Below are 23,566 nucleotides of genomic sequence, written 5' to 3'. Positions count from 1 at the left end.
TAGGGCGGGCGGATGACACTCACAATGTCGTATCCGCAAGGATTCCGGACATCTGACAAAGCCGTTGCCAGTCCGTGCCCTGCGGCCGACAATCAGGCCTTTGCCCCGCCCTCCCGGAAGCCGGCCCATGCACAGCGTCGCCCTTGTGGTTTACCCCAATTTCCAGCCGCTGAGCCTGTCCATCGGCTCGGTGTTCGAGTGCGCGAACCTGCTGCGCGGCGAGCCGGCCTACGCCTTTCACCTGGTGTCGGAGCACGGCGGCGCGGTCATGAGCTCCCAGGGATTCTCGGTGAATACTACGCCCATGCGCGCCGAGGGCTACGACACGCTGATCGTCAGCGGCTATCTGGACTTCCGCCTGCCCGAGGCCAGCCTGCCGGCGCTGGTGAAGGCTGCGTCGGTGCATTCGCGGCGCGTGGTGTCGCTGTGCATGGGCGTCTTCGTGCTGGCCGAGGCCGGGCTGCTGGACGACAAGCGCATCACCACCCACTGGCTGCACGCCCCTACCCTGCGCAAGCGCTACCCCCACCTGCACCTGGAAGAAGACCGCCTGTACGTGGTGGATGGCAACCTGTGGACCTGCGCCGGCATGAGCGCCAGCCTCGACGTGGCGCTGGCCCTGGTGGAAAGCGACCTGGGCCACGACCTGGCCCGCCAGGTGGCGCGCAAGCTGGTGATTGCCCAGCGCCGCGGCAGCGAGCAGTCGCAGCTGTCGGCGCTGCTGGAGCTGGACCCGCGCTCCGACCGCATCCAGCTGGCCCTGGCCTACGCGCGGGAGAACCTGCGCGACGACCTGTCGGTGGAAGCCCTGGCGGCCGTGGCGCGGCTCAGCCCGCGGCAGTTCAGCCGGGTGTTTCGCGAAGAGACCGGGCGCACGCCGGCCAAGGCCATCGAGGCGTTGCGCGTGGAAGCGGCGCGGGCGCTGATGGAAACCAGCCGCCACCCGGTGGAGGTCATTGCCCGGGAGACCGGCTTCGGCGACCGCGAACGGCTGCGCCAGGCCTTCCTGCGCGCCTTCGGCCAGCCGCCGCAAGCGTTGCAAAAACGCCTGGCCACACCATAACCACTGGGTGCCCCCCGTAGCAGCGGCCGCAGGCCGCGTCACTGGTGTGCAGGGGCCCCAAAGCTCACCTGATCGAAGCGCACGCCCTGCGCACCGTCGACCTGCACCGCCGCCGGCCCGCTGAAACGCACCCGCTCAAAGCTCAAGTCCCGGTGATAAATTCCATGAGCACTGTCGCCCTTGATCTCGATGCCAACGCCATGGTTGCCCTCGACGCTGACGTCACTCACCCGCACGTCGCGAAACTGCGCCGCCACCGCCGAGCGCCGGTAGTCGAGGATGGCGTTCGGGTCGTTGTAGTCCAGGGTGATGATGAACGCCTGCCTGGCCATGTCGCGCAGGGCCGAGTCACGGAAGATCACGTCGCGCCCGCCGCCGCCCATGAAGGTGGTGCTCTTCATCCGCAGCCCGGCGTCAGTGCCGTCGCCGATGTTGTCTTCGGCGACGATGCCCTCGATCCAGGCGCCGGTATGGCTGCCGACCACCACCATGCCATGGCCATGGCGGAAGTAGTTGTTGAAGATCCAGGCGCCCTGCTGCGGCGGCTGGTGCACCGCGTCGGCGCCTGTGCCGGCGGCGAAGTTGACGCAGTCGTCGCCGGTGTCGAAGACGTTGTTGAAGACCATGGCGCCGCGGCTGTTGGCGAACTCGATGCCGTCGCCGTTGTTGGCGTCGTAGGTGCGCTGGGTGGTGTTGGCCAGCACCACGTTTTCCGTCTCCAGGTTCATGATGCCGTGGTACGCCGGGTTCACCGCGGTGAAGCCGCCATAGAAGACGTTCCTGACGTTGCGCAGGGTGATCAGCGACGAGCGCATCTGCCCATAGGCGTCCTTGACGTTCATGCCGCGCGCCACCGCCTGCTCCACCTGGGCCTTGGCGAGGATGCCGTCCTGGGCATAGCGGCTGTTGTTGCTGGCCACATAGACGCCCTCGGGGTGCTGCTTCCAGCCGTTACCGTCGACAGTACCCAGGCCGACGATGCGGATGTTCTCGAAGTCCTGGTGCTGGCCGGGGTCGCGGGGCAAGGCGTTGAGCAGCGAGGCCGGGCGCAGCGTGGTCGAGTACGGGTACTGGCGGTAACCGGCCAGCGGGTAGTCCTCGGCCCGCTCGGAGCCCAGCAGCGTGGCGCCCTGGGCGATCTCCAGGGTCATGTTGCTTTTCAGGTAGAGCGCGCCGCTCTTGTAGGTGCCCCGGGGCAGCAGCACCTTGCAGCCGGGGGTGCAGGCGTCGATGGCGCGCTGGATGGCCTGGGTGTCCAGGTGGGTGCCGTCGCCGGTGGCGCCGTAGCGCTTGACGTCGAACACCGGCGCCACTGGCGTGGTGCGCTGTTCCAGCACCGGGCTGTCCGCCGACTCGTGGCCGCCGGCGTCCACCGCGCGCACCGTGAAGCGGTAGGCGGTGTCGGGTTTCAGGCCCTGGGCGGTGTAGCTGTGCAGGCCGATGCGGGTGTGGAACTGGCCGCTGTCCTGGGCGTAGAAGCGGTCCATGAGCGGCTTGGCCGGCGACACCTGGTCATGGTTGGCGTTGACGCTGCCCAGCAGCGTGCCATTGGCATACACCCGGTAGTCGCGGATGGCGGCGTGGCCGGCGGGCTTGTGCCACACCAGGATGACGCTGTGGTCGTCGTAGGCCAGGGTCGGCACTTGCAGGTCGGCCGGGGCGTCCAGCGCCCACGCCGGCAGGCTGCACGCCAGCGCCAGGGTCGCCAGCAGGCAGCGGGGTATCGGGTTGCAGGGCATGTGAGGTTCCTTGGGCACAGTAGCAATAAGTTCGATCAACCGGCGAGCTGGCTGAAGTCACGGCTGGCCTGCACCAGCAGGCGGGTGTAGGCATGGCTGGCCAGGTCCTGGCCCAGCGCCTGGCAGTCCAACTGCTCGACGATGCGGCCCTGCTGCATCACCGCCACGCGGTCGCACAGGTGGGTCACCACGCCCAGGTCGTGGGTGACCATCAGGTAAGTGAGTTTCTCGCGCCGGCGCAAATCCGCCAACAGGTTGAGAATCTCCGCCTGCACCGACACGTCCAGCGCCGAGGTCGGTTCGTCGAGCAGCAGCACCCGCGGTTCGAGGATCAGCGCGCGGGCGATGGCCACGCGCTGGCGCTGGCCGCCGGACAGCTGGTGGGGGTAGCGGTAGCGGAAACTCTCGTTGAGGCCGACCTTGAGCAGCAGTTCGTGGATGCGATCGTCCTTGTCGGCCACCTTGTGGATCACCAGCGGCTCGCGCAGCGCAGTGTCCACCGTGTGCCGCGGATGCAGGGAACCATAAGGGTCCTGGAAGACCATCTGCACGTGGCGAAAGTGTGCCTTGGGCAGCGTGTGCTGCAACGGCACGCCGGCGATGCTCAGCGCCCCCAGCCAATGCCGGTATTGCCCGGCCAGGCAGCGCAGCACGGTGGTCTTGCCCGAGCCGCTCTCCCCCACCAGGCCGAAGGCCTCGCCATCGGCGACGCTGAGGTTGACGTCGTGCAGCACCTGGTTGGCGCCGGCGCCGGTGCCGAAGCTCAGGTTCAGGGCGTGTGCGTGGATCATGGACATGAACGGCTCCTCAGTTGGTCAGCCACAGCGGGTCGCGTTGCAGCACCGGCAGCCGCTCGCGGCGGTTGTCCAGGCTCGGCAAGGCGGCCAGCAGGCCACGGGTATAGGGGTGTTGGGCATTGTGCAGGTCGCTGGCGGCCAGCGACTCCACCACGCGCCCGGCGTACATCACCAGCACGCGGTCGCAGTAGTTGCGCACCAGGTGCAGGTCGTGGCTGACGAAGATCAGGCCCATCTCCTGCTGCTCCACCAGCTCCTGCAGCACGCTGAGCACCTGCTGGCGCACCGACACGTCCAGGGCCGAGGTCGGCTCGTCGGCGATGATCACCTCGGGGCGGGTGATGACCATCATCGCGATCATGATGCGCTGGCCCATGCCGCCGGACACCTCGTGGGGGTACAGGTGATAGACCCGCTGGGGGTCGCGAATGTGCACCTTGGCCAGCATCTCCAGCACCCGCTCGCGGGCTTCCTGGCGGCTGGCCTTGTGGTGGGCCAGGTAGGCCTCGGCAATCTGCTCGCCCACCTTCACCACCGGGTTCAGGGAGTACTTGGGGTCTTGCATGACCATGGACATGCGCCGGCCACGAATGCCCTGCATGGTCTTTTCGCTGGCGGCCAGCAGGTCCACCTCGCCGAACTGCAAGGCCCTGGCGCTGATGTGCGCGCTGGCCGGGTGCAGCTTGAGCAGGCTGCGGCCCACGGTGGACTTGCCCGAGCCGGACTCGCCGACAATGGCCAGTTTCTCGCGCCCCAGGGTAAACGACACGTCGCGCACCGCGTGGGTGTGCCGCTGGCCGTTGACGAAGCGCACGTCCAGCCCTTCGACCTTCAACTTGATGTCAGACATACCGCCTCCGTTACTCGCTGCGCGGGTCAAGAATGTCCCGCAGGCCGTCGCCCAGCAGGTTGAACGCCAGGCTCACGAGCATGATCGCGGCCCCCGGCACGGCCACCAGCCACCAGCACTCGAGCATGTAGCGCCGGCCCGTGGAGATCATCGCGCCCCACTCCGGCGACGGCGCCTGGGCGCCCAGGCCGAGGAAGCCCAGGGCGGCGGCGGTCAGGATGATGCTGGCCATGTTCATGGTCAGGCGGATGATCACCGACGACAGGCACATGGGCACGATGTGGCGAGCAATGATGCGCGCCGCCGAGGCGCCCTGCAGCTGCACCGCCACGACGAAATCGGCCTGGCGCAGCGCCAGGGTCTCCGCCCGCGCCAGGCGCGCGATGGGCGGCCACGACGTCAGCGCGATGGCCACCACCGCGTGCTCCAGCCCGGGGCCCAGGGCCGCGATGAAGGCCAGGGCCAGCACCAGGCTGGGGAACGAGATGAAGATGTCGGTCAGGCGCATGAACACCGTGTCCACTGCCCCGCCGAAATAGCCGGACACCGTGCCGACCAGCAGGCCGATGGGGCCGACCACCACCGTCACCAGGGTGATGATGTAGAGGGTGATGCGTGCGCCGTAGACCAGCCGGCTGAAGACATCGCGGCCGTATTCGTCGGTGCCCAGCCAGTGCCCGGCGCCTGGCGCCTGTAGGGCGGCGGCCAGGTCCTGGGCGGCGGGATCGTGGCTGGCCAGCCAGGGCGCGAAGGCGGCCACCAGCACCAGCACCAGCGCCACCAGCAGGCCGGCCAGGGTCATGGGGTCGCGCAGCAGTTGGCGCAGCAGTTTCACGCCGCGCTTGCAGGCCGCGTCGAAGCTGGAGCCTGGGGTGCCCAGCCGCGGGGCGGCGGGGACATCGGTCGAGGACAGATTGCTCATGAACAGGTTCTCGTTCAGGGAATGAGGATCGCCCGGCGCACCGGGCAGCCGTCAGCGTTGCTTGTACACGCCCAGGTAGCGCGTGGCCTCGGCGTCGTCGCCGGCGAAGCCCTTGACGTCGGCGGCGCTGACCACGGTGTCGGTCATCTGCGAGATCATCAGGATCGGCCCCACCTGCTGGTCGTACAGCGCCTGCGCCTGGTGGTACAGGCCCAGGCGCTTGGCGCCGTCGCGCTCGCGGCCGGCCTGGTCGATCAGCTGGTTGAGCGCCGGGCTGTAGAACGAGGCGCGCCAGCCCTGGAAGTTCGCCAGGCCAGCGTTGTCGCTGTTGTCGGGGTTGTAGGCGAAGGTGCGCAGGCTGAAATACGGGTGCGGGTAACGCTCGGCACCACGGGCGACAATGATGTCGAAGGTGCGTGCGCGCATGGCGCCGTACACCTGGTTGCCGGTGCCAGTGACGATGCTGGCCTTGATCCCGCCTTCGGACAGGGTGGCCTGCAGGCGTGCGGCGATGTCGATGTAGGGCGGCTCGGACAAGGTGCGGATGGTGGTGCTGAAGCCGTTGGGGTAGCCGGCCTCAGCCAGCAGTTTTTTTGCCTTGGCCACGTCCAGGTGGTAGCCCGGGTCCGGCAGGCGTGCGGCCAGGCCCAGTTGCATGGGCTGCTGGTTGAGGGTGCCGTAGTACGGCATCACGCGCTGGTCCAGGCCCTGGTAGTCGATCAGGTCGCGCACCGCCTCGCGCACCTGGGGCTTGGCGAACTCGGGCTGTTTCATGCTCATGGCCACGTAATACATCGTGCCGCGCGCCAGCGACTGCACCTGCAGGCGGTGCTCGGCGTCAAGGGCGCGGATATCCGGCGCGGCCATACCGAACGCCAGGTCGAGGTCGCTGCGCTCCAGCATCAGCCGCAGGGACTGGGACTCGGTCATATTGCGCACCACCACGCGCTTGAGCCGCGGGGCGCCGCCCCAGTAGCCGTCGAAGCGGGTCATCAGCAGCACGTCGTTGGCGTTCCATTTGCCCAGCACGAACGGCCCGCTGCCCGCCTCGTTGGTCACCAGCCAGCTGGCGCCCAGGTCGCCGTTCTTCTCATGGGCCAGGGCCGCCTGGCGGTCCACCACCACGGCGCTGGGCGAGGTGGCCAGGGAGTCGATCACCAGCAGCGGGTCCATGGCCCGCGGCAGCTCCACCACCAGGGTCAGGTCATCGCTGGCGCGAATCAGCGCCTGGATGTTGTCGACGCTGTAGCCGTAGGCTTTCCAGGTGGTGGCCAGGCCGTAGTTGAGTTTCATCACCCGGTACAGCGACCAGGCCACATCGTGCGCGGTGAGCGGGTTGCCCGAATGGAACTTCACCCCTGGGCGCAGGTGGAAGGTCACCTGCTTGCCGTCCTCGCTGACCTCCCAGCGCTCGGCCAATTGCGGCAGGTGCTGCTCCGGGTTGCCGCGGTCGCGCTTGATCAGTGTGTCGTAGAGGTTGGCGTTGATGCCCGAGGCGTCCAGGCCGGGGGCGTTGGCGGGGTCCAGGGAAAACAGGCTGACCAGGCTCATGCCTACGATCAACTGGTCCACCGGCGTCTTGGCGGTAGCCGCGGCCACGGGCGCCAGGGCCAGCACGGTGGCCAGCAGGCAGCGGTTCAAACAGGCAGTCTTCATCTCAAGCATCCTTGTTTTTATAAGGGCCAGCCCGGCTCAGCGGGTGCGTGGGTCGAACACCTTGTACAGCGCGTCGCTGATCAGGTTCAGCACCACGAAAATCAGGCCGATCACCAGCACGCAGCCCATCACCGCGTTCATGTCGCCCAGCATCAGGCTGCTGGTGAGGTACTGGCCGAAGCCAGGCCAGGCGAACACCGTCTCGATCAGCACCGCGCCTTCCAGCAGCGCGCCGTAGGCCAGGGCCACCACCGTCAGCAGCTGCACGAGGATGTTGCGAAAGGCATGGCCCCACACCACCTGGCGGCGCGACAAACCCTTGACCCGGGCAGTGACGATGTATTCCTGGGACAGCTGTTCGAGCATGAAGCTGCGGGTCATGCGGCTGATATAGGCCACCGAGTTGAGGCCCAGGATCAGCGCCGGCAGCACGATGTGGCTGAGGGCACTGGCGAACGCCTCCCAGTCCCCGGCCAGGCTGGTGTCGATCAACAGCAGGCCGGTGACCTCGGGCACCAGGCCGTCGTAGGCCAGGCCGATGCGCCCGGCGCCGCCGGCCCAACCCAGCCAGGCGTAGAACACCAGCAGGCCCATCATGCCCAGCCAGAAAATCGGCGTGGAGTGGCCGAACAGGCCGATGACCCGGGCCAGGTGGTCGCCCGCGCGGCCCTGGTTGCTGGCGGCGCACACGCCCAGCGGCAGGCCGATCACCACGCCGAACAGGATGGCCAGGGTGGCCAGTTCCAGGGTGGCCGGAAACACCCGGCGGATGTCGTCCAGCACCGGGTGGCCGGTGAGCAGGGCGTTGCCGAAATTGCCGTGCAGCAGGTCGTTGAGGTACAGGCCGAACTGCATCCACAGCGGCTTGTCCAGGCCCATGGCCTGGTACACCTGGGCGTAGGTGGAGCGGTCGGCGTCAGGCCCGACCACCGCCAGCACCGGGTCCAGCGGCATCACCCGGCCAATGAAGAAGGTCAGCAGCAAAAGGCCCAGCAGGGTCACCAGCACGGTGCTGGCGCGCCGGGCGGTGGAGGACGCGCGAGCGCCCAGGGCAGAGGCAGTCATGACAAACATTGTGAGCTCCTGATAATCCGCACCGGGGCAGCCGGCGCGCCAGTTCCATCCGTGCCGCTCAGCGCAGCTTGTAGACATCCTTGTAGCGGGTGGTGGCGGCCGTGTGGCCCTGGTAGCCGGCGACGTCGGCGTGCACCAGCACGGTGTCGGTCATCTGCGACACCGGCAGGATGGCGCCCACCTGCTCATCGAGTTGCGCCTGGATGCGCTGGTAGTCGGCGGTCTGTCGCGCGGGGTCGGGCTCGACCTCGGCGCGCTCGATCTGCTGGTTCAGCGCGGCGCTGTAGAAGCTGGTGCGCCAGCCCTGGAAGTTGCTCAGCCGTGCCTGGTCACGGTTGTCCGGGTTGTACACCAGGGTGCGCAGGCTGGAGTGCGGGTGCCGCTCGGCGCCGCCACCGCCACGGCCGACGATGATGTCGAAGGTGCGCTCGCGCATGGCGCCGTAGACCTGGTTGCCGGTGCCCGTGAGGATGCTGGCCTGGATGCCGGCCAGGGCCAGGGTGGCCTGCAGGCTGGAGGCGATGTTGATGAAGGGCGGCTCGGCCAGCACCCGCACGGTGGTCTTGAAGCCATGGGGGTAGCCGGCCTGGGCCAGCAACGCCTTGGCCTGCGCCACGTCCAGGCGGTAGCCGGGGTCGGGTAGGCGCGCTGGCATGCCCAGGGGCAACGGCCGCTGGTTGAGCACGCCGTAGTACGGCATGACCGTGCGGTCGATGCCCTGGTAATCGATCAGCAGGCGCACCGCCTGGCGCACGCGCACGTCGGCGAACATCGGTTGCTTCAGGCTCAGGGCCACGTAATACAGGGTGGCGCGCGGCACGCTGTCGGTGCGCACCTGGGGGTTGCCCCGCAGGGCGGCGATGTCGGGCGCGGACATGCCCTTGGCAATGTCCAGGTCGCCGCGCTCGATCATCAGGCGCAGGGTCTGGGACTCGCTCATGTTGCGCATCACCACGCGCTTGAGCCTGGCGGGGCCCCCCCAGTAGCCGTCGAAGCGGCTCATCAGGATCACGTCGTTGGCGCGCCAGTCATTGAGCACGAAGGCGCCGCTGCCGGCTGCGTGGGTTTTCAGCCAGGCGGCGCCCAGGTCGTTGCCCTGCTGGTGTTGCAGCACCTGCTGGCGGTCGAGGATAAACGCGCTGGGCGAGGTGGCCAGGGTGTTGAGCACCAGCAGCGGGTCGCTGGGCCGCGGCAACTCCAGCACGAAAGTGCTGGCATCGGGTGCGCGCAGGTAGCGCCCGGCGTTGTCGGCGGTGAAGCCGTAGGCCTTCCAGGTGGACGCCAGCGCCAGGTTGAGCGTGAGCACCCGTTGCAGCGACCAAGCCACGTCCTGCGCCGTGAGCGGGTTGCCGGACTGGAAGCGCACGCCCGGGCGCAGGGTAAAGGTCAGGGTGGTGCGGTCGGCGCTGACCTGCCATTGCTGCGCCAGGGCGGGCAGCAGCCGATCGGGCTGGGCGGCGTCCTGCACCAGCAGCATGTCGTAGAGGTTGGCGTTGACCTCGGCCACGTCCAGGCCCGTGGCCCCGGCCGGGTCCAGGGACAGCAGGTTGGCCATGCTCATGCCGACGATCAACTGGTCGGCGGGCGTTGCGCCGTGGGCTGCCGGCAGCGTGGTAAGCGCCAGTGCGGCCGCCAGCAGCCGTGGCCACAGCGAAGCAAGAATAGTCATGACGAGAGTGCCTTTTTTATAGTTATAGGGCCCTGGGGCAACCGGCTTGCGCCGGGCGCCCGCGTGCAACTCAATAGTGGTTGAGCGTGTGCGTCTCGATGAAGTCGAAGTCGATGTCCTCGCCCAGCCCCGGCAAAGCCGACAGGTGCACGAAGCCGTCGCTGTCCATGGGGTCGACCAGGCGCTTGAGGTAGGCCGGCACCTCGTCGTAGTCCAGGTACGGGTGCAGCAGGCCGCGCTCGTACCAGGTGCAGTTCTTGATGGCGCCGACCACCGCCAGGTTCGCCGCGCCGTTGCCGTGGATCTCGCAGTCCATGCCGAACGACTCCGCCAGGTGCGCCACCTTCAGGCATGGCGCAATGCCCCCGACCCCGGCCACCCCGGCGCGCAGGATGTCGCACACGCCGTGCTTGACCCAACTGGCGCGGCTCAGGTGCTTGCCGGCCAGGGTCTCAGGGCCCAGCACCGGAATGTCCAGTTGCCCCGCCAGCCAGGCGTAGGACTCGGCCGACTCCTCCATCATCGGTTCCTCGAACCAGGCGAAGTCGAGCTTCTGCAGTTCACGGCCGATGTACAGGGCATCGGTGCGGTTGTACCAGTGGTAGCCATCGAGCATCAGCGCGATGTCCGGGCCCACCGCTTCGCGCACGGCTGCGCAGGCCTTGACGTCGATGCGCGGGCTGGGGGCGAAGGACACCGGCGGCATCCAGGTGTGCAGCTTGATGGCCTTGTAGCCGCGCTGCACCAGGGTCTCGGCAAAGCGCCCGTAGTCTTCCGGGGTGGCCAGGCCGCCGGGCAGTTCGTCGCCGCACATGGTCGAACCGTAGGCCGGCACCTTGTCGCGGAAACCGCCGATCAGCTTGTGCACCGGCACCCCCAGCTTGCGCCCTGCCCAGTCCCACAGCGCCTGCTCCACCAGGGCCAGGGCGCGGTCGGTGAGCTGGCTGGCGCTGCCCCGCTGCCAGTGCGCCAGGTCGTGCCAGATCTTCTCGCGGTCGAAGGCGTTCTGGCCGATCAGCACCTTGCGCACGAAACCATCCAGCACGTAGGGGCGGATCAGTTCCGGGGCGCCGAAGGCATAGCCCTCGTCGCCGCCTTCGGTGCGGATGCGCAGCAGGGCCATCTGCGCCTGGGTGACGTCACCGGGGTGGGCGTGGCCGGCGCTGTCGACGGCGCGGCGGGTGGGGTAGGCAAAAACCTGGACGTTGACTGCGGTGATTCTCATGGGCGTCTTCAGCCTTTTTTTATTGGATTTGTGGGAAAGCTTGCGTCTGTTGGCGGCGAGCATATGTCATCGTACAACACTTGAAAAGCCCCTGAAAAAACCCAGCCATCTCGACAAAAACTTGCGCATTCGCCGATTTAGTCCAGCATTCGCAATAACTTAGCCGCTGGAAGGTGCGCCTGTAAGCCCCATTGCAGATGTGTATCAGAAAAAAAATAGTGAAAATTCGTGGTTTATTCGTAGACGAGTCATCTTGTCGTACGATAACGTATTTCCAAGCCACAAATGAGATCCAAACGCAACACCTTGCTGTGAGTAGTGCTAGTCAACGCCCCCAACAAAAACAAAAAAGAAGACCGTATGAACACCACCCTACGCACGCTTGCCACGCTTGCGGCCCTGGGCTTGCCCTTCGCCGCCAGCGCCGATACCGCCAGCATCGACTACCGCCACCAGTACACCGACAGCGACCGCGCCCATGCCGACCGCATCAAGCTCAACTACCGGCTTGCCAGCGGCCTGGGTTTCGAAGCGGAGATGAAGTACCGCACCGCGGGTGACCGCCGGGACGTGGCCTACGACAACATGGTCAACAACGGCGAAGAGTTCACCGTGAGCTACAACTACACGCTCAACCCCCAGGCCACCCTGACCCCGGCCTTCCAGATGGACAGCTCCAGCGACGCCACCACCTACAAGTTCGGCCTCAAGTACAAGTACCGGATCAACGACCGCTACTACGTGGCCACCCGCTACCGCCTGGACACCAAGAAGCTCAACCGCGACGCGATTGACGAGGACATGGCCGACAACGCCAAGAACGACCAGCACGTCAACCGCTTCGAGGGCTGGCTGGGCTACACGCCGGCCAGCAAGTGGGCCTACGAGTACCAGTTCATCTACTTCAAGACCGACTACATCCGCTACGCCAACAAGAAAGACGACTACGAACAGAACCTGATCATCAAGTACGCACTGACCAGGCAATGGGTGCCGTTCATGGAGATCGGCGACATCAAGGTCGATACCACGTCCGACGATCGCCAGGTGCGCTGGCGCCTGGGGGTCGTTTACAACTTCATGTAAGCCCCCTTCCCTCCCACAGCTCAATGGACGAACTGACCATGACCACGCAAGCCGCCACACCCAAACCTTTCCAACGCATCCTGCTGACCGGCGCCGCCGGCGGCCTGGGGCAGATACTGCGCGAGGCCCTGCAGGCCCACGCCGACGTCGTGCGCGCCACCGACATCAGCCCCATGGCGCCCAGCCGGGGCGCCCACGATGAAGTGCGACCGGGCAACCTGGCCGACAAGGCCGGGGTCGCCGCGCTGTGCCAGGGGGTGGACGCCATCGTGCACCTGGGCGGGGTGTCGGTGGAGCGGCCGTTCGAGGAGATCCTGGAGGCCAACATCCGCGGCACCTTCCATGTGTACGAAGCAGCGCGGCAGCACGGCATCAAGCGCATCGTGTTCGCCAGCTCCAACCACGTCACCGGGTTCTACCCCCAGGGTGAGGCGCTGGATGCCCATTCGCCGCGGCGCCCGGACGGCTACTACGGCTTGTCCAAGGCCTATGGCGAGGACCTGGCCACCTTCTACTTCCACCGCTATGGCATCCAGACCGTGAGCCTGCGCATCGGCTCATCCTTCCCCGAACCGCGCAACCGGCGAATGTTGTCCACCTGGCTGAGCTACCCGGACCTTGAGCAACTGGTGGCGCGTGCGCTGCTGACCAGGGACGTAGGCCATACCGTGGTGTACGGCGTTTCCGCCAACCGCGACCTGTGGTGGAGCAACCGCCATGCGGCCCACTTGGGCTATGCGCCGCAGGACAGTTCGGAGAAGTTTCGCGGGAAAATCGAGAGCCAGCCGCTGCCCGCCGTGGCCGAGGCCGGCAGCCAGTTCCAGGGCGGGCCGTTCACGGCCGCCGGGCCCTTCGAGGACGGCGCCGGGCGCTGAGGCTCAGGCGTTCGACGCCTCGGCGTCGGCGGCCTCGTAGGCGCGGCGCATGCGCTCGCGGCTATTGGACAGGTGCAGGCGCATCGCCGCCCGGGCGGCGTCGCCGTCACGACGGGCGATGGCCTGGTAGATGTCTTCGTGCTCGCGGCTCAGGCGCTCCAGGTAGGGCTCGGTCTTGTCGTTGACCACCCGCGTGGAGTGCCGGCGCGCCCGCGGCAGAATGCTCACGCCCAGGTGCAGCATGATGTCGGTGAAGTAGGCGTTGCCGGTGGCCAGGGCGATCTGCTGGTGGAACTGGAAGTCTGCCGCCACTGCGTACTCGACGCTGATGACCCGCGAGTTGAGGGCGTCGAGGGATTCGCGCATCAGTTGCAGCTGTGCCTCGGTGCGCCGCGCGCAGGCCAGGCCGGCGGCCTCCACTTCCAGGCTGATGCGCAGTTCCAGCACCGCCAGCACGTCCTGCAGGGTGACCACGCTCGCCGGGTCGATGATAAAGCCGGTGGGACTGGGCAGGTCGAGGACGAAGGTGCCGATGCCATGGCGGGTTTCCACCAGGCCTGCGGCCTGCAGCCGCGAGATGGCCTCGCGCACCACCGTGCGGCTGACCCCGTGCTCGGCCATCACCTGGGATTCGGTGGGCAGCTTGGCCGCCGGCTTGATCTCGCCGCTGTGGATGCGCCGCGACAGCTCGGCGACCAGGTCCTCGGCCAGGCTGCGGTGCCGGGCGCGAACACTGGTGGGGGCATCTTGATAATCCATCGGCGGCAAACATCCCGGTAGGCGAATGAACGCGCATCATAGCTCATTTGGTTGTACGACAACGATCCCACCGCGCCACCGCGTCATCGCCCAGACACCGCCCCGTAGCAGCGGCCGCAGGCCGCGTCACCGGCAACACCGCGTCATCGTTCGGACGCCGCCTGGCGGCAGCTGCTACAGGCGTTGCCCACGCCGCCCCGTAGCAGCGGCCGCAGGCCGCGTCACCGGCAACACCGCATCATCGTTCGGACGCCGCCTGGCGGCAGCTGCTACAGGCGTTGCGCAGGCCGCGTCATCGGGGCAGCCGCAGCACCGCCCGCAACCCACCGCCGGCGGCGTTGGCCAGCACCAGGCTGCCGCCGTGGGCGCCGGCCACGGTGTTGGCGATGCTCAGGCCCAGGCCGTAGCCGCCGGAGCTGGCGTTGCGCGAGCCTTCCACGCGGTAGAAGGGTTCCAGCACCTGCTGCAACAAATGCTCGGGAATGCCCGGGCCATGGTCGCGGATGGTGATGCTCAGCTGTTCGTCGCTGTCTTCCACCAGCACCTGCACCTGGCCGCCATAGCGCACGGCGTTCTCCAGCAGGTTGTGCACGCAGCGCTTGAGGCTGCGGGCGAACGCCGGGATCGGCTGCTGGGCGCGGCCCTGCACCTCGATGTGCTCGCCCAGGTCGTCGAAGTCGGCCTGCAGGCTCAGCAGCAGCGAGTTGATGTCCAGCGGCTGCCGCTCCTCGCTGACCTGGCCGCCGGCGACGAACTCCAGGGTGCTGGCCACCATCTGTTCCATGTCGTCGAGGTCACGGCGCAGCTGCGCCTGCAGCTCGGGCTCGGCGACCTTTTCGGCGCGCAGGCGCAGGCGCGTGATGGGCGAACGCAGGTCGTGGGATATGGCCGCCAAGAAGCGCGTGCGCTCGGCCAGGTTGGCGATCAGCCGCTGCTGCATGGCGTTGAACGCCTCGGCCGCGCGGCGCACCTCCACCGGGCCGGTCAACAGCAGCGGCGCCCGATGAATATCGCGGCCCAGGCGCTGGGCCGCTTCGGTGAGCTGGGTCAGGGGGCGGATCGCCAGGCGCACCGCCACCATGGCGATCAGCACCAGCACCACGATACGCAGCAGGTAAATGCGTAGGATGTAGTCCAGCACGATGTCCTGGGGCGTGCGGCTGCTCCAGCCCTGGTCTTCCAGGGCCTGCACCTGCAGCCAGCGGTTGTCGGGCAGGCGCACGTCAATCAGGTAGCGCCCCGCCGCCGGGTGCCCGGCCATCAGCTGGGTCCAGCCCACGCGTTTGTTCTCGCCATCGACCATGTCCAGGCGCAGCAGGTGCAGGGTTTCCACGTAGCCGGTGCGCTGCGACACCACCTTCTCCAGCAGGCGTTGGGTGGGCTCGTCGCTCTCGGCCAGGCGCTCCTGCCGGGTGCTGGCGCTGTCGCTGAGGCTGAGGTGGAAGCGCGGCGAGTCGAGCATGGCCACCAGTGCCTCCACCTGCGCCGGGTCACGGTGGGCCTGGCGGACGATGTCGGCGACCCGCGCGGCGATCAGCCGCGTGGGAATCTCCAGCACCTGGCTGTGGCGCACGTCGAACCAGATGCTGCTGGTGAGCAGCTGCGCCGCCAGCATGCCGGCCACCAGGATGATCACCAGCCGCCCGAACAGCGTGCGTGGCCACAGCCTCATGACGGCTGTGCGTCGACGTCGACGGTGAGCATGTAGCCCTCGTTGCGCACCGTCTTGATCAGGCCGGGGTCCAGCTGCTGGCGCAGGCGGCTGACGCACACGTCAATGGCGCGGTCGAACGGCGTGCTGGCCTTGTCGAACACATGGTTGAGCAAAAACTCGCGGCTCAGCGGCCGGTTGGGGTGCTGCAGCAGCAGGCGCAGCACGCGGAAATCGGAGTTGCCCAGGTTGATCACCACCCCCGCCGGCGACAGCACGTGGCGCGCGCGGGTGTCCAGCTGCCAGGCGCCGAAGCGGATCAGCGCCACGTCGTCCACCCGCGCCCGGTCAGGGAAGCTCTGCACCCGGCGCAGCACTACCTTGATGCGCACCAGCAGCTCGCGCGGGTCGAACGGCTTGGGCAGGTAGTCGTCGGCGCCTATTTCCAGGCCGACGATGCGGTCGACCAGGGTGCCGCGGGCGGTGAGCATGATCACCGGGGTGTTGGACGTCACGCGCAGCTCGCGGCACAGGCTCAGGCCGTCCTCGCCGGGCAGCATCACGTCCAGCACGATCAGGTCGATGACGTTCAGCTCCAGGCGCCGGCGCATCTCGCGGCCGTCGGCGGCAGTGGTGACCTGGTAGCCGGCGTCGCGCAGGTAATCGCCCAGCAACTGGCGGATTTCGGGGTCGTCGTCGACGACCAGCAGGTGGTCTTGCTTGCTCATCAAAGGTGCTTTTTATCTCGGCGTATGAAAGCCCGCCCCGTACAGGCCGAGGACAGGCGGCTACCAATAGTCAAAATTCGCCGCCCTGGCGGGCGCAAATGTAATGGAATGTGTTGGAACGCAATAACGCTGCGTTTTCGATACAAAGCCCCGCCTTGCAGGCCGGGAGCGCTCATTAGACTACCAATCTAAATAAGATCGATTCCAATTTAACACAAGGTAGTACAAATGAAGTCGTCCCCTTCACCGGCCGCAGGCCTCACCCTGCAACGCACCCTGGCACCGCTGCTGGGCATCGCCACCCTGGGCGTGGTACCCGTCCCTGGCTGGGCCGACACGGCCCAGGCCAGCGGCACCATCAGCCTGCCCGACATCAACGTCGACAGCGACCGCCCCAGCCTCTACAAGACCGACCGTGCGTCGTCGGCCAAGATCGGCGCGCCGCTGCTGGACGCCCCGCAGAGCGTCACCGTGGTGCCGCAGCAGGTGATCACCGAGCAGAACGCCCAGAGCCTGCAGGAAGTGCTGCGCAACGTGCCGGGCATCACCTTCATGTCCGGCGAGGGCAACCTGGGCTGGGGCGACCTGTTCTCCATCCGCGGCTTCAGCTCGGAGCAGAGCCTGACCGTGGACGGCGTGCGCGACGCCGGCATGTCCACCCGCACCGACACCTTCAACCTGGCCCAGGCCGAGGTCTACAAAGGCACCGGCTCGGTGGAATCGGGCGTGTCGGCGGTGGGCGGCAGCGTCAACCTGCTGAGCAAGGAAGCCCATCTGGGCAACGCCAACAAGGTCTCGGCCGGCATCGGCACCGACGCCTACAAGCGCGTCACCGGCGACTTCAACTACCAGCTCAACGACACCAGCGCGGTGCGCGTCAACCTGATGCGCCACTACAACCAGGTCAGCGAGCGCGACAACGTCGACTACGACCGCTACGGCCTGGCCACCTCGTTCGCCACCGGCCTTGGCACCGACACCCGCTACTTCCTCGACCTGTTCTACCAGAAGGACGACAACACCCCCGACACCGGCCTGCCGATCCAGCGCGGCACCAACGGCGACACCATGCCAGGGGTCAAGCGCAGCAACTGGTACGGCTCTGACCTGTACACCCAGCAGACCAAGACGATGTCGCTGACCGCGCGCGTGGAGCACGACTTCGACAACGACTCGCACCTGCGCAACCAGCTGCGCTGGGAACGCACCGACAGCTTCTCGGTGCTGTCGCCGGCGCGCTTCTTTGCCAGCGACGCCAGCGGCAACAAGACCTGCAGCGGCACCCGCTGCGCCAACCTGGGCTACACCGGCGTGGGCGCCGTGAGCCAGGTGCCCAACAGCACCGTCAATGCCTACACCGACTACGTCAACAACAGCAACACCGCCTACGGCATCCTGCGCGGCAACAACTACGGGCAGTCCAAGCGCTACACCATCCTCGACAACCAGACCGACTACAGCTTCAGCTTCAACACCGGCGCGCTGCAGCACTCGATTGCCAGCGGCCTGGAGTTCTACCACGAGACCTACGGCGGCCTGGCCCGCGACGCCGAAGTGCCGACCGGCAACATGGTCTTCGACATGGCCGACCCGTCCCACGACTTCCCCAGCACCTGGACCGTGGAAGGCTCCGGCGACCCGCGCTCGGTGGTGGACGACTCGGCGGTCTATTTCGGCGACACCATCAACCTCAACGAGCAGTGGCAAGTGCTGGGCTCGCTGCGCTATGACTACTGGAAAGCGCAGACCACCCAGCGCGACGTGGCCACCATCAGCAGCAGCGACGGCGCCCTCAGCGGCCGCGCCGGCATCGTCTACAAACCGCTGCCCAACGGCAGCATCTACGCCTCCTACAGCTCGGCGGCGCAACCCTCGGCGGTGGGCGCGTCCACCAACAACCAGATCTACGGCGCCGCCACCACCAGCAACTACACCCCGGCCCGCGCCAAGACCTACGAGGTGGGCACCAAGTGGGACCTGGTCCACGACCGCCTGAACCTCACCGCCGCGCTGTTCCGCACCGAGCTGGACAACTCCTGGGAATACGCCGAGGGCGAGACCTCGCCCGTGCGTGCCCTGCCCGCCAAGCGCGTGGACGGCGTGGAGCTGGGGCTGTCGGGCAACATCACCGACCGCTGGACCGCCTTCACCGGCTTCTCGGCCATGAAGAGCGTGCAGACCAAGGGCGCCAACAAGGGCAGCGAGGCCAAGAACGTCCCCGACCTGACCTTCAACCTGTGGACCACCTACGACGTCACCGATGACCTGAGCCTGAGCTACGGCGCCAACTACGTGGGCCGCCGCCGCTACACCGACAACAAGTACGTGGGTGGCCAGAGCAACAACAGCAGCTACGCCAGCGGCGCCTCGGGCGTGTACGCGGTGTACGTGAAGGACAACGAAAAGGCCCCCGGCTACTGGCTGCAGAACCTGGCCGCGCAGTACAAGGTCAACGCCCAGACCACCGTGCACGTCAACCTCAACAACATCTTCAACACCTTCTACTACAGCCAGATCGGTGCCTCGCTGGACGGCTTCCAGCTGTATGGCGTGCCGGGTGCCGGGCGCACCCTCACCGCCAGCGTCGACTACAGCTTCTGAGGCCTGGCCATGCTGATCGAGATCCCTTCGCTGTTTAGCGCCGATGAACTGCAGCAGCTGCGCCAGCAACTGCTGCCCCAACCCTGGGGCGACGGCAAGGCCACCGCCGGCGTGGGTTCGGCGCGGGCCAAGCACAACCGCCAGCTGGCCGAGGACAACCCCCAGGCCATCCACCTGGGGGGGCAGATTCTGGCGCGGCTGGGCGACAACGCGCTGTTCATGTCGGCCGCCCTGCCGAAGAAGATCTACCCGCCGTTGTTCAACCGCTACGGTGAGGGGGAATCGTTCGGCTTCCATATCGACAACGCCATTCGTGGCCTCAAGGGCGTGCGCGAACGGGTGCGCACCGACCTCTCGGCGACGCTGTTCCTCAGCGACCCTGACAGCTACGACGGCGGCGAGTTGGTGGTCCGCGATACCTTCGGCGAACGCCGGGTGAAGCTGGCTGCCGGCAGCCTGGTGCTGTACCCCGGCACCAGCGTGCACCGTATCGAACCGGTCACCCGTGGCGAACGCCTGGCGGCGTTCTTCTGGGTGGAAAGCCTGGTGCGCGAGGACAGCCAGCGCAGCCTGCTGCTGGACATGGACGTGGCCATCCAGCGCCTCGACCAGCAGCAGGCCGACGCCGAATCGCTGCTGCAACTGACCGGCGTGTACCACAACCTGCTGCGCCGCTGGAGCGATGTGTAGAAGGTTACCCCCCACCTGCGTAGCCGCTGCCGCCAGGCTGCGCTGGCCCTGTGCCCCACTGGAGATTTTCAGGGTTCACACCGGCCAGCGCAGCCTGGCGGCAGCGGCTACAAGTGCCCCCTTCACTGAGGAGATATTCCATGTTCACCCCCAAAGCGCTGTTGCGCTGCGCCCTCCCCCTGCTGCTGGCCCTGGCCGGCCAGGCTGCCCAGGCCCACGAGGTCACCGACGTGCTCGGCCGCCACGTGCAGGTGCCCGACCACGTCAACCGCGTGGTGCTGGGCGAAGGCCGCCTGATTGGCGCCCTGGCCCTGCTGGACAAGGACGCGCCGTTCGCCCGCGTGGTCGGCTGGCAGAACGACATGCGCCTGCTGGACGCCCACACCTATGACGTCTATGCGGCGAAATTCCCGCAGATCAAGGACATCCCCCTGATCGGCCAGGCTTCCGAACAAAGCGTCAGCGCCGAGCAGATCCTGGCGCTGAAACCCGACCTGGCCATCTTCAGCATTTCCGGCCACGGCCCCACCGAGCACAGCCCGGTGGCCGACGTGCTGGCCAAGGCCGGCGTCGCGGTGCTGTTCGTCGACTTCCGCATCAACCCGGTACAAGGCACCGAGACCAGCCTGACCGCCCTGGGCCAGGCCCTGGGCCGCGAGCCGCAAGCCCAGGCCTACCTGGACTTCTACCAGCAACACATCAAGCACATCACCGACGTGGTCGGCGACCCGGCCCTGGCCCAGCGCCCGAAAGTGTTCCTGGAGCTGCTGGCCGGCGTCTGGCAGGCCCCTGGCCACACCACCGGCAAGAGCGGCCTGGGTGAGATCATCCAGCTGGTCGGCGGGCGCAACATCGCCGCCGACGTGGTGCCCGGCGCCCTGGGCGACGTCAGCGTGGAATACGCCCTGCAGGCCGACCCGGACGTGTACGTGGCCAGCGGCAACCACCAGCCGGGGCTGATCCTGGGGGCCGGCGTCACCCCGCAGCAGGCCGAAGCGTCACTGCACAAGGTGCTCGAGCGCCCCGAGTTCAAGCCCCTGCGCGCCATCCAGGCCGGCAATGCCCATGGCCTGTGGCATGACTTCTACAACTCGCCGTACAACCTGCTGGCCATCGAAGCCCTGGCCAAGTGGGTCAACCCCCAGGCCTTCAAGGACCTCGACCCGGCCGCGACCCAGGCGCAGATCAACCAGCAATTCCTCAGCATTCCGATGCAAGGGCAGTACTGGGTGGACGCCCGCTGATGGCCGTGCCACTGCCTGACCTGGCCAGCGTCAGCCTGGCCTACCGGCGGCGCCTGGCACGGCGCTGCCAATTGATCGGCGGCCTGGCCCTGCTGTTGCTGGTGGCGCTGCTGGTCGACCTGGCCAGCGGCCCGTCGGGCATGGGCCTGGCGACCCTGCTGCGCGGCATCGTCCAGCCGCAGAGCCTGGACGCCATGCAGCAGGTGATCCTGTGGAACGTGCGCCTGCCCTACGCCCTGATGGCGGTGCTGGTGGGCGCCGCGCTGTCGCTGGCCGGCGCCGAGATGCAGGCCATCCTCGACAACCCGCTGGCCAGCCCCTTCACCCTGGGGGTGTCCTCGGCGGCGGCGCTGGGCGCCTCGCTGGTGATTGTGTTCCCGCTGGCCACGGCGTGGCTGAGCAACGACAGCGCCATTTCCCTGGCCGCGTTCGTGTTCGCCTGCGCCTCGGTGTTCCTGCTGCAGTTCATGTCGCGGCTACGTGGCGCCGGGGTGCAGAGCCTGGTGCTGTTCGGCATCGCCCTGGTGTTCAGCTGCAACGCGCTGGTGTCGCTGCTGCAACTGCTGGCCACCGAGGACGTGCTGCAACAGCTGCTGTTCTGGACCCTGGGCAGCGTCACCCGGGCCAACTGGAACAAGCTGTCGATCCTGGCGGCGGTGCTGGCCGTGGTGATGCCGTTCAGCTTCGCCGCGGCGCCGCGCCTTACCCTGCTGCGCATGGGCCAGGACCGCGCCATGAGCTTCGGCGTCAACGTCAGGCGCCTGCGCTTCCTGGCGCTGCTGCGCATCAGCCTGCTCAGCGCCGTGGCCGTGGCCTTCGTCGGCACCATCGGCTTCATCGGCCTGGTGGGCCCGCACATCGCCCGCCTGCTGGTGGGTGAAGACCAGCGCTTCCTGCTACCGGCGAGCGTGCTGGTGGGCGGCCTGCTGCTGTCGCTGTCGTCCATCGCCAGCAAGCTGATTCTGCCGGGGGTGGTGGTGCCGGTGGGCATCGTCACCGCCCTGGTGGGCGTGCCGGTGTTCGTGTTGTTGGTGTTCAAACGTGGAGCGCGCTCATGAATCGCCTGCCCGGCCTTGCGGTCAACCAACTGTCAGTGCGCTACGGGCGCCGGCAGGTGGTGCATGAACTGAGCCTGCCGCTGCTGCGGCGCGGCACCCTGACGGCGCTGATCGGCCCCAACGGCGCCGGCAAGTCGACCCTGCTGCGGGCCATGGCCGGCCTTGAACCGTGCAGCGGCGCGCTGCTGCTGGACGGCCACGACCTGGCCCGCCTGGCGCCGTCCGAGCGCGGCCAGCGGGTGACCTACATGCCGCAGACGCTGCCGCCGAACCTGGCCTTGAGCGTGCTGGAATGCGTGCTGGCCGCGGTGCGCGCCAAGGACCCCAGCCTGCGCGGCGACCCCGCCCTGCAACAGGCCCTGGCCGCCCTGCAGCAACTGGGCATCGCCCACCTGGGCGACGTGGCCCTGGACAGTTTGTCCGGTGGCCAGCGGCAGCTGGTGAGCCTGGCCCAGGTGGTGGCGCGCACGCCCCAGGTGATGCTGCTGGACGAACCCACCAGCGCCCTCGACCTCAATTACCAGCTCAAGGTGATGGAGTGCGTGCGCGCGCAGGTAGTGACGCACCAGTTGATCGGCGTGGTGGTGCTGCACGACATCAACCTGGCGGCGCGCTTCGCCGACCAACTGGCCGTGCTCGACCAGGGCCGGCTCTATGGCTGCGGCACTCCGCACCAGGTGCTCAACCCCACGCTGTTCCAGGACGTGTACAACGTGCAGGCGCGGGTGGAGCGTTGTTCGCGGCAGTCATTGCAGGTGGTGGTAGACCACGCGCTGTAGGGGCAGCCTGGTTATCCCTCACACACCGTAGCGCGCCGCCGGCAAGGCATGGCTGAACTTGCTCGACAGCGCGCGGCGGCCCTGCTCCCACGCCTGCCACTCGTGCTCCTCATGCAGGCCGGGGATGGTCACCGGCTCGCCCCGGTCCAGCCCCACCAGCGCGGCATCCACCAGGTGCGCAGCCGTCATGGTGTTGGCCCCGGCCTTCTGCGCCGCGTAGCCGGCCACGTCCCAGAACTCGGTGGCCGTAGCGCCGGGCAGCACGGTCTGGATGCGCACGCCCTTGTCGCCCAGATCCCGTTGCAGCGCGTGGCCGAAACTGAGCACGTAGGACTTGGAGGCGCTGTAGACACCGTTGAGCATCTCCACGGCAATGCCGACCACCGAGGAGATATTGACGATCGTGCCTGCGCCGCGAGCGACAAAGGCCGGCGCCACCGCGTAGGTCAGGCGCGTGAGCGCGGTGATGTTGAGGCCGATCATGGCCTGCATGGCGTCTGCATCACCCTTGAGGATCGACGCCACCGAGCCGACGCCGGCGTTGTTCACCAGCAGGGTGATATTGGCGTCGTCGCGCAGCACGGCTTCGACCTTGGCCAGGTCGGCCAGGTCATTGAGGTCGGCCGCCAGCGGAGTGACGGTGCGGCCGGTCTCGGCCTGCAGTTTTTCCGCCAGGGCGGCCAGGCGTTGTTGGTTGCGGGCGACCAGGATCAGGTCGTAACCGCGCCTGGCCAGGCGGTCGGCGTACACGGCGCCGATGCCGGTGGATGCGCCGGTGATCAGGGCGGTGCCTTTGGGGGTTGGGGTGGTCATGGTGGCTCTCCGGGATTGTGGGTGGGTGTGGGGGGAGAGTACGATGGGTGGCAATGGCGCGAATGTCGTATATCCACCTTTTTAGGACAAGGCATTCAATCGGCGCTAACTGTTTGTGATCTTGATCTGGCTTTGGCTTTGGCTTTGGCTTTGGCTTTGGCTTTGGCTTTTGATCTTGATCTTGATCTGGCTTTTGATCTTGGCCCCGTTAAGCGCCCGGGCCGACTGGAGGCGTTGATCAAGCGGTCCCTGGCGTAGCCGGGGAAGACGGAACCGGAGGCGCTTCT

The 23,566-nt window shown here is 67.5% G+C and carries 20 protein-coding genes and 1 pseudogene; 8 read left to right on the top strand and 13 right to left on the bottom strand.

The window, feature by feature from the left end:
- Window positions 1-127: 127 nt before the first annotated feature.
- Window positions 128-1,063: a GlxA family transcriptional regulator gene (locus tag ACWKWX_RS26830; protein WP_483829365.1), complete on the top strand. Its 936-nt coding sequence runs from the start codon at window positions 128-130 to the stop codon at window positions 1,061-1,063.
- A gap of 38 nt (window positions 1,064-1,101) precedes the next feature.
- On the opposite strand, the gene ACWKWX_RS26825 is transcribed toward ACWKWX_RS26830, so the two are convergent.
- From ACWKWX_RS26825 to ACWKWX_RS26790, 8 genes are all read right to left on the bottom strand, one after another.
- On the bottom strand, window positions 1,102-2,802 hold the full coding sequence (locus ACWKWX_RS26825; protein ID WP_483829364.1) for a glycosyl hydrolase family 28 protein: 1,701 nt from the start codon (window positions 2,800-2,802) through the stop codon (window positions 1,102-1,104).
- Between the two features lie 35 nt (window positions 2,803-2,837).
- Entirely contained in the window at window positions 2,838-3,599 is a 762-nt protein-coding gene (locus ACWKWX_RS26820) for an ABC transporter ATP-binding protein (RefSeq protein WP_473002854.1), read from the bottom strand.
- A gap of 10 nt (window positions 3,600-3,609) precedes the next feature.
- The gene (locus ACWKWX_RS26815; protein ID WP_416424966.1) at window positions 3,610-4,449 is read right to left on the bottom strand and encodes an ABC transporter ATP-binding protein; all 840 of its coding nucleotides are present in this window, start codon (window positions 4,447-4,449) and stop codon (window positions 3,610-3,612) included.
- A 10-nt stretch (window positions 4,450-4,459) separates the two neighbouring features.
- Window positions 4,460-5,371, bottom strand: coding sequence for an ABC transporter permease (locus tag ACWKWX_RS26810; RefSeq protein ID WP_473002856.1), 912 nt, complete (start codon window positions 5,369-5,371; stop codon window positions 4,460-4,462).
- Window positions 5,372-5,422: 51 nt separating this feature from the next.
- Window positions 5,423-7,027 (bottom strand): ABC transporter substrate-binding protein, encoded by a 1,605-nt coding sequence (locus tag ACWKWX_RS26805; protein WP_483829363.1) that lies wholly within the window; start codon window positions 7,025-7,027, stop codon window positions 5,423-5,425.
- Window positions 7,028-7,063: 36 nt separating this feature from the next.
- Entirely contained in the window at window positions 7,064-8,092 is a 1,029-nt protein-coding gene (locus ACWKWX_RS26800; RefSeq protein ID WP_416427410.1) for an ABC transporter permease, read from the bottom strand.
- A 67-nt stretch (window positions 8,093-8,159) separates the two neighbouring features.
- Window positions 8,160-9,770 carry an ABC transporter substrate-binding protein gene (locus ACWKWX_RS26795; protein WP_483829362.1) on the bottom strand — a complete coding sequence of 537 codons (1,611 nt, stop codon included), beginning with the start codon at window positions 9,768-9,770 and terminating at the stop codon, window positions 8,160-8,162.
- Window positions 9,771-9,840: 70 nt separating this feature from the next.
- Window positions 9,841-10,995 (bottom strand): mandelate racemase family protein, encoded by a 1,155-nt coding sequence (locus tag ACWKWX_RS26790; RefSeq protein WP_483829361.1) that lies wholly within the window; start codon window positions 10,993-10,995, stop codon window positions 9,841-9,843.
- Between the two features lie 360 nt (window positions 10,996-11,355).
- Between ACWKWX_RS26790 and ACWKWX_RS26785 the strand changes: the two genes are divergently transcribed.
- Both ACWKWX_RS26785 and ACWKWX_RS26780 read left to right on the top strand, forming a co-directional pair.
- Window positions 11,356-12,081 carry an oligogalacturonate-specific porin KdgM family protein gene (locus ACWKWX_RS26785; RefSeq protein WP_416424971.1) on the top strand — a complete coding sequence of 242 codons (726 nt, stop codon included), beginning with the start codon at window positions 11,356-11,358 and terminating at the stop codon, window positions 12,079-12,081.
- A gap of 38 nt (window positions 12,082-12,119) precedes the next feature.
- Entirely contained in the window at window positions 12,120-12,956 is an 837-nt protein-coding gene (locus tag ACWKWX_RS26780; RefSeq protein WP_483829360.1) for an NAD-dependent epimerase/dehydratase family protein, read from the top strand.
- Between the two features lie 3 nt (window positions 12,957-12,959).
- On the opposite strand, the gene ACWKWX_RS26775 is transcribed toward ACWKWX_RS26780, so the two are convergent.
- The 3 genes from ACWKWX_RS26775 to ACWKWX_RS26765 all read right to left on the bottom strand — a co-directional run bounded on the left by ACWKWX_RS26775 (window position 12,960) and on the right by ACWKWX_RS26765 (window position 16,094).
- The gene (locus tag ACWKWX_RS26775; RefSeq protein ID WP_416424973.1) at window positions 12,960-13,715 is read right to left on the bottom strand and encodes a FadR/GntR family transcriptional regulator; all 756 of its coding nucleotides are present in this window, start codon (window positions 13,713-13,715) and stop codon (window positions 12,960-12,962) included.
- Between the two features lie 292 nt (window positions 13,716-14,007).
- Window positions 14,008-15,387 carry a sensor histidine kinase gene (locus ACWKWX_RS26770; protein ID WP_483829359.1) on the bottom strand — a complete coding sequence of 460 codons (1,380 nt, stop codon included), beginning with the start codon at window positions 15,385-15,387 and terminating at the stop codon, window positions 14,008-14,010.
- Window positions 15,384-16,094 carry a response regulator gene (locus ACWKWX_RS26765; RefSeq protein ID WP_416424975.1) on the bottom strand — a complete coding sequence of 237 codons (711 nt, stop codon included), beginning with the start codon at window positions 16,092-16,094 and terminating at the stop codon, window positions 15,384-15,386. Before ACWKWX_RS26765 ends, ACWKWX_RS26770 begins: the two co-directional genes overlap by 4 nt.
- Window positions 16,095-16,322: 228 nt before the next feature.
- Between ACWKWX_RS26765 and ACWKWX_RS26760 the strand changes: the two genes are divergently transcribed.
- From ACWKWX_RS26760 to ACWKWX_RS26740, 5 genes and pseudogenes are all read left to right on the top strand, one after another.
- Window positions 16,323-18,695: a TonB-dependent receptor gene (locus ACWKWX_RS26760; protein ID WP_483829358.1), complete on the top strand. Its 2,373-nt coding sequence runs from the start codon at window positions 16,323-16,325 to the stop codon at window positions 18,693-18,695.
- Window positions 18,696-18,704: 9 nt separating this feature from the next.
- Window positions 18,705-19,385 (top strand): Fe2+-dependent dioxygenase, encoded by a 681-nt coding sequence (locus ACWKWX_RS26755; RefSeq protein ID WP_483829357.1) that lies wholly within the window; start codon window positions 18,705-18,707, stop codon window positions 19,383-19,385.
- A 140-nt stretch (window positions 19,386-19,525) separates the two neighbouring features.
- Window positions 19,526-20,629 (top strand): ABC transporter substrate-binding protein, encoded by a 1,104-nt coding sequence (locus ACWKWX_RS26750; RefSeq protein ID WP_416424978.1) that lies wholly within the window; start codon window positions 19,526-19,528, stop codon window positions 20,627-20,629.
- The gene (locus ACWKWX_RS26745) at window positions 20,629-21,687 is read left to right on the top strand and encodes a FecCD family ABC transporter permease (protein ID WP_483829356.1); all 1,059 of its coding nucleotides are present in this window, start codon (window positions 20,629-20,631) and stop codon (window positions 21,685-21,687) included. Before ACWKWX_RS26750 ends, ACWKWX_RS26745 begins: the two co-directional genes overlap by 1 nt.
- Before the next feature lie 86 nt (window positions 21,688-21,773).
- A pseudogene (locus ACWKWX_RS26740) lies at window positions 21,774-22,466 on the top strand (ABC transporter ATP-binding protein); the annotation flags it as partial.
- An 18-nt stretch (window positions 22,467-22,484) separates the two neighbouring features.
- Here the strand turns inward: ACWKWX_RS26740 and ACWKWX_RS26735 are convergent.
- Window positions 22,485-23,279: an SDR family NAD(P)-dependent oxidoreductase gene (locus ACWKWX_RS26735; RefSeq protein WP_483829355.1), complete on the bottom strand. Its 795-nt coding sequence runs from the start codon at window positions 23,277-23,279 to the stop codon at window positions 22,485-22,487.
- Window positions 23,280-23,384: 105 nt separating this feature from the next.
- Window positions 23,385-23,566: hypothetical protein (locus ACWKWX_RS26730; protein ID WP_483829354.1), on the bottom strand; the 182-nt coding region annotated here is incomplete at its 5' end.

The organism is Pseudomonas imperatae (genome assembly GCF_057128625.1).
This window is presented reverse-complemented; position numbering and strand designations above follow the sequence as displayed.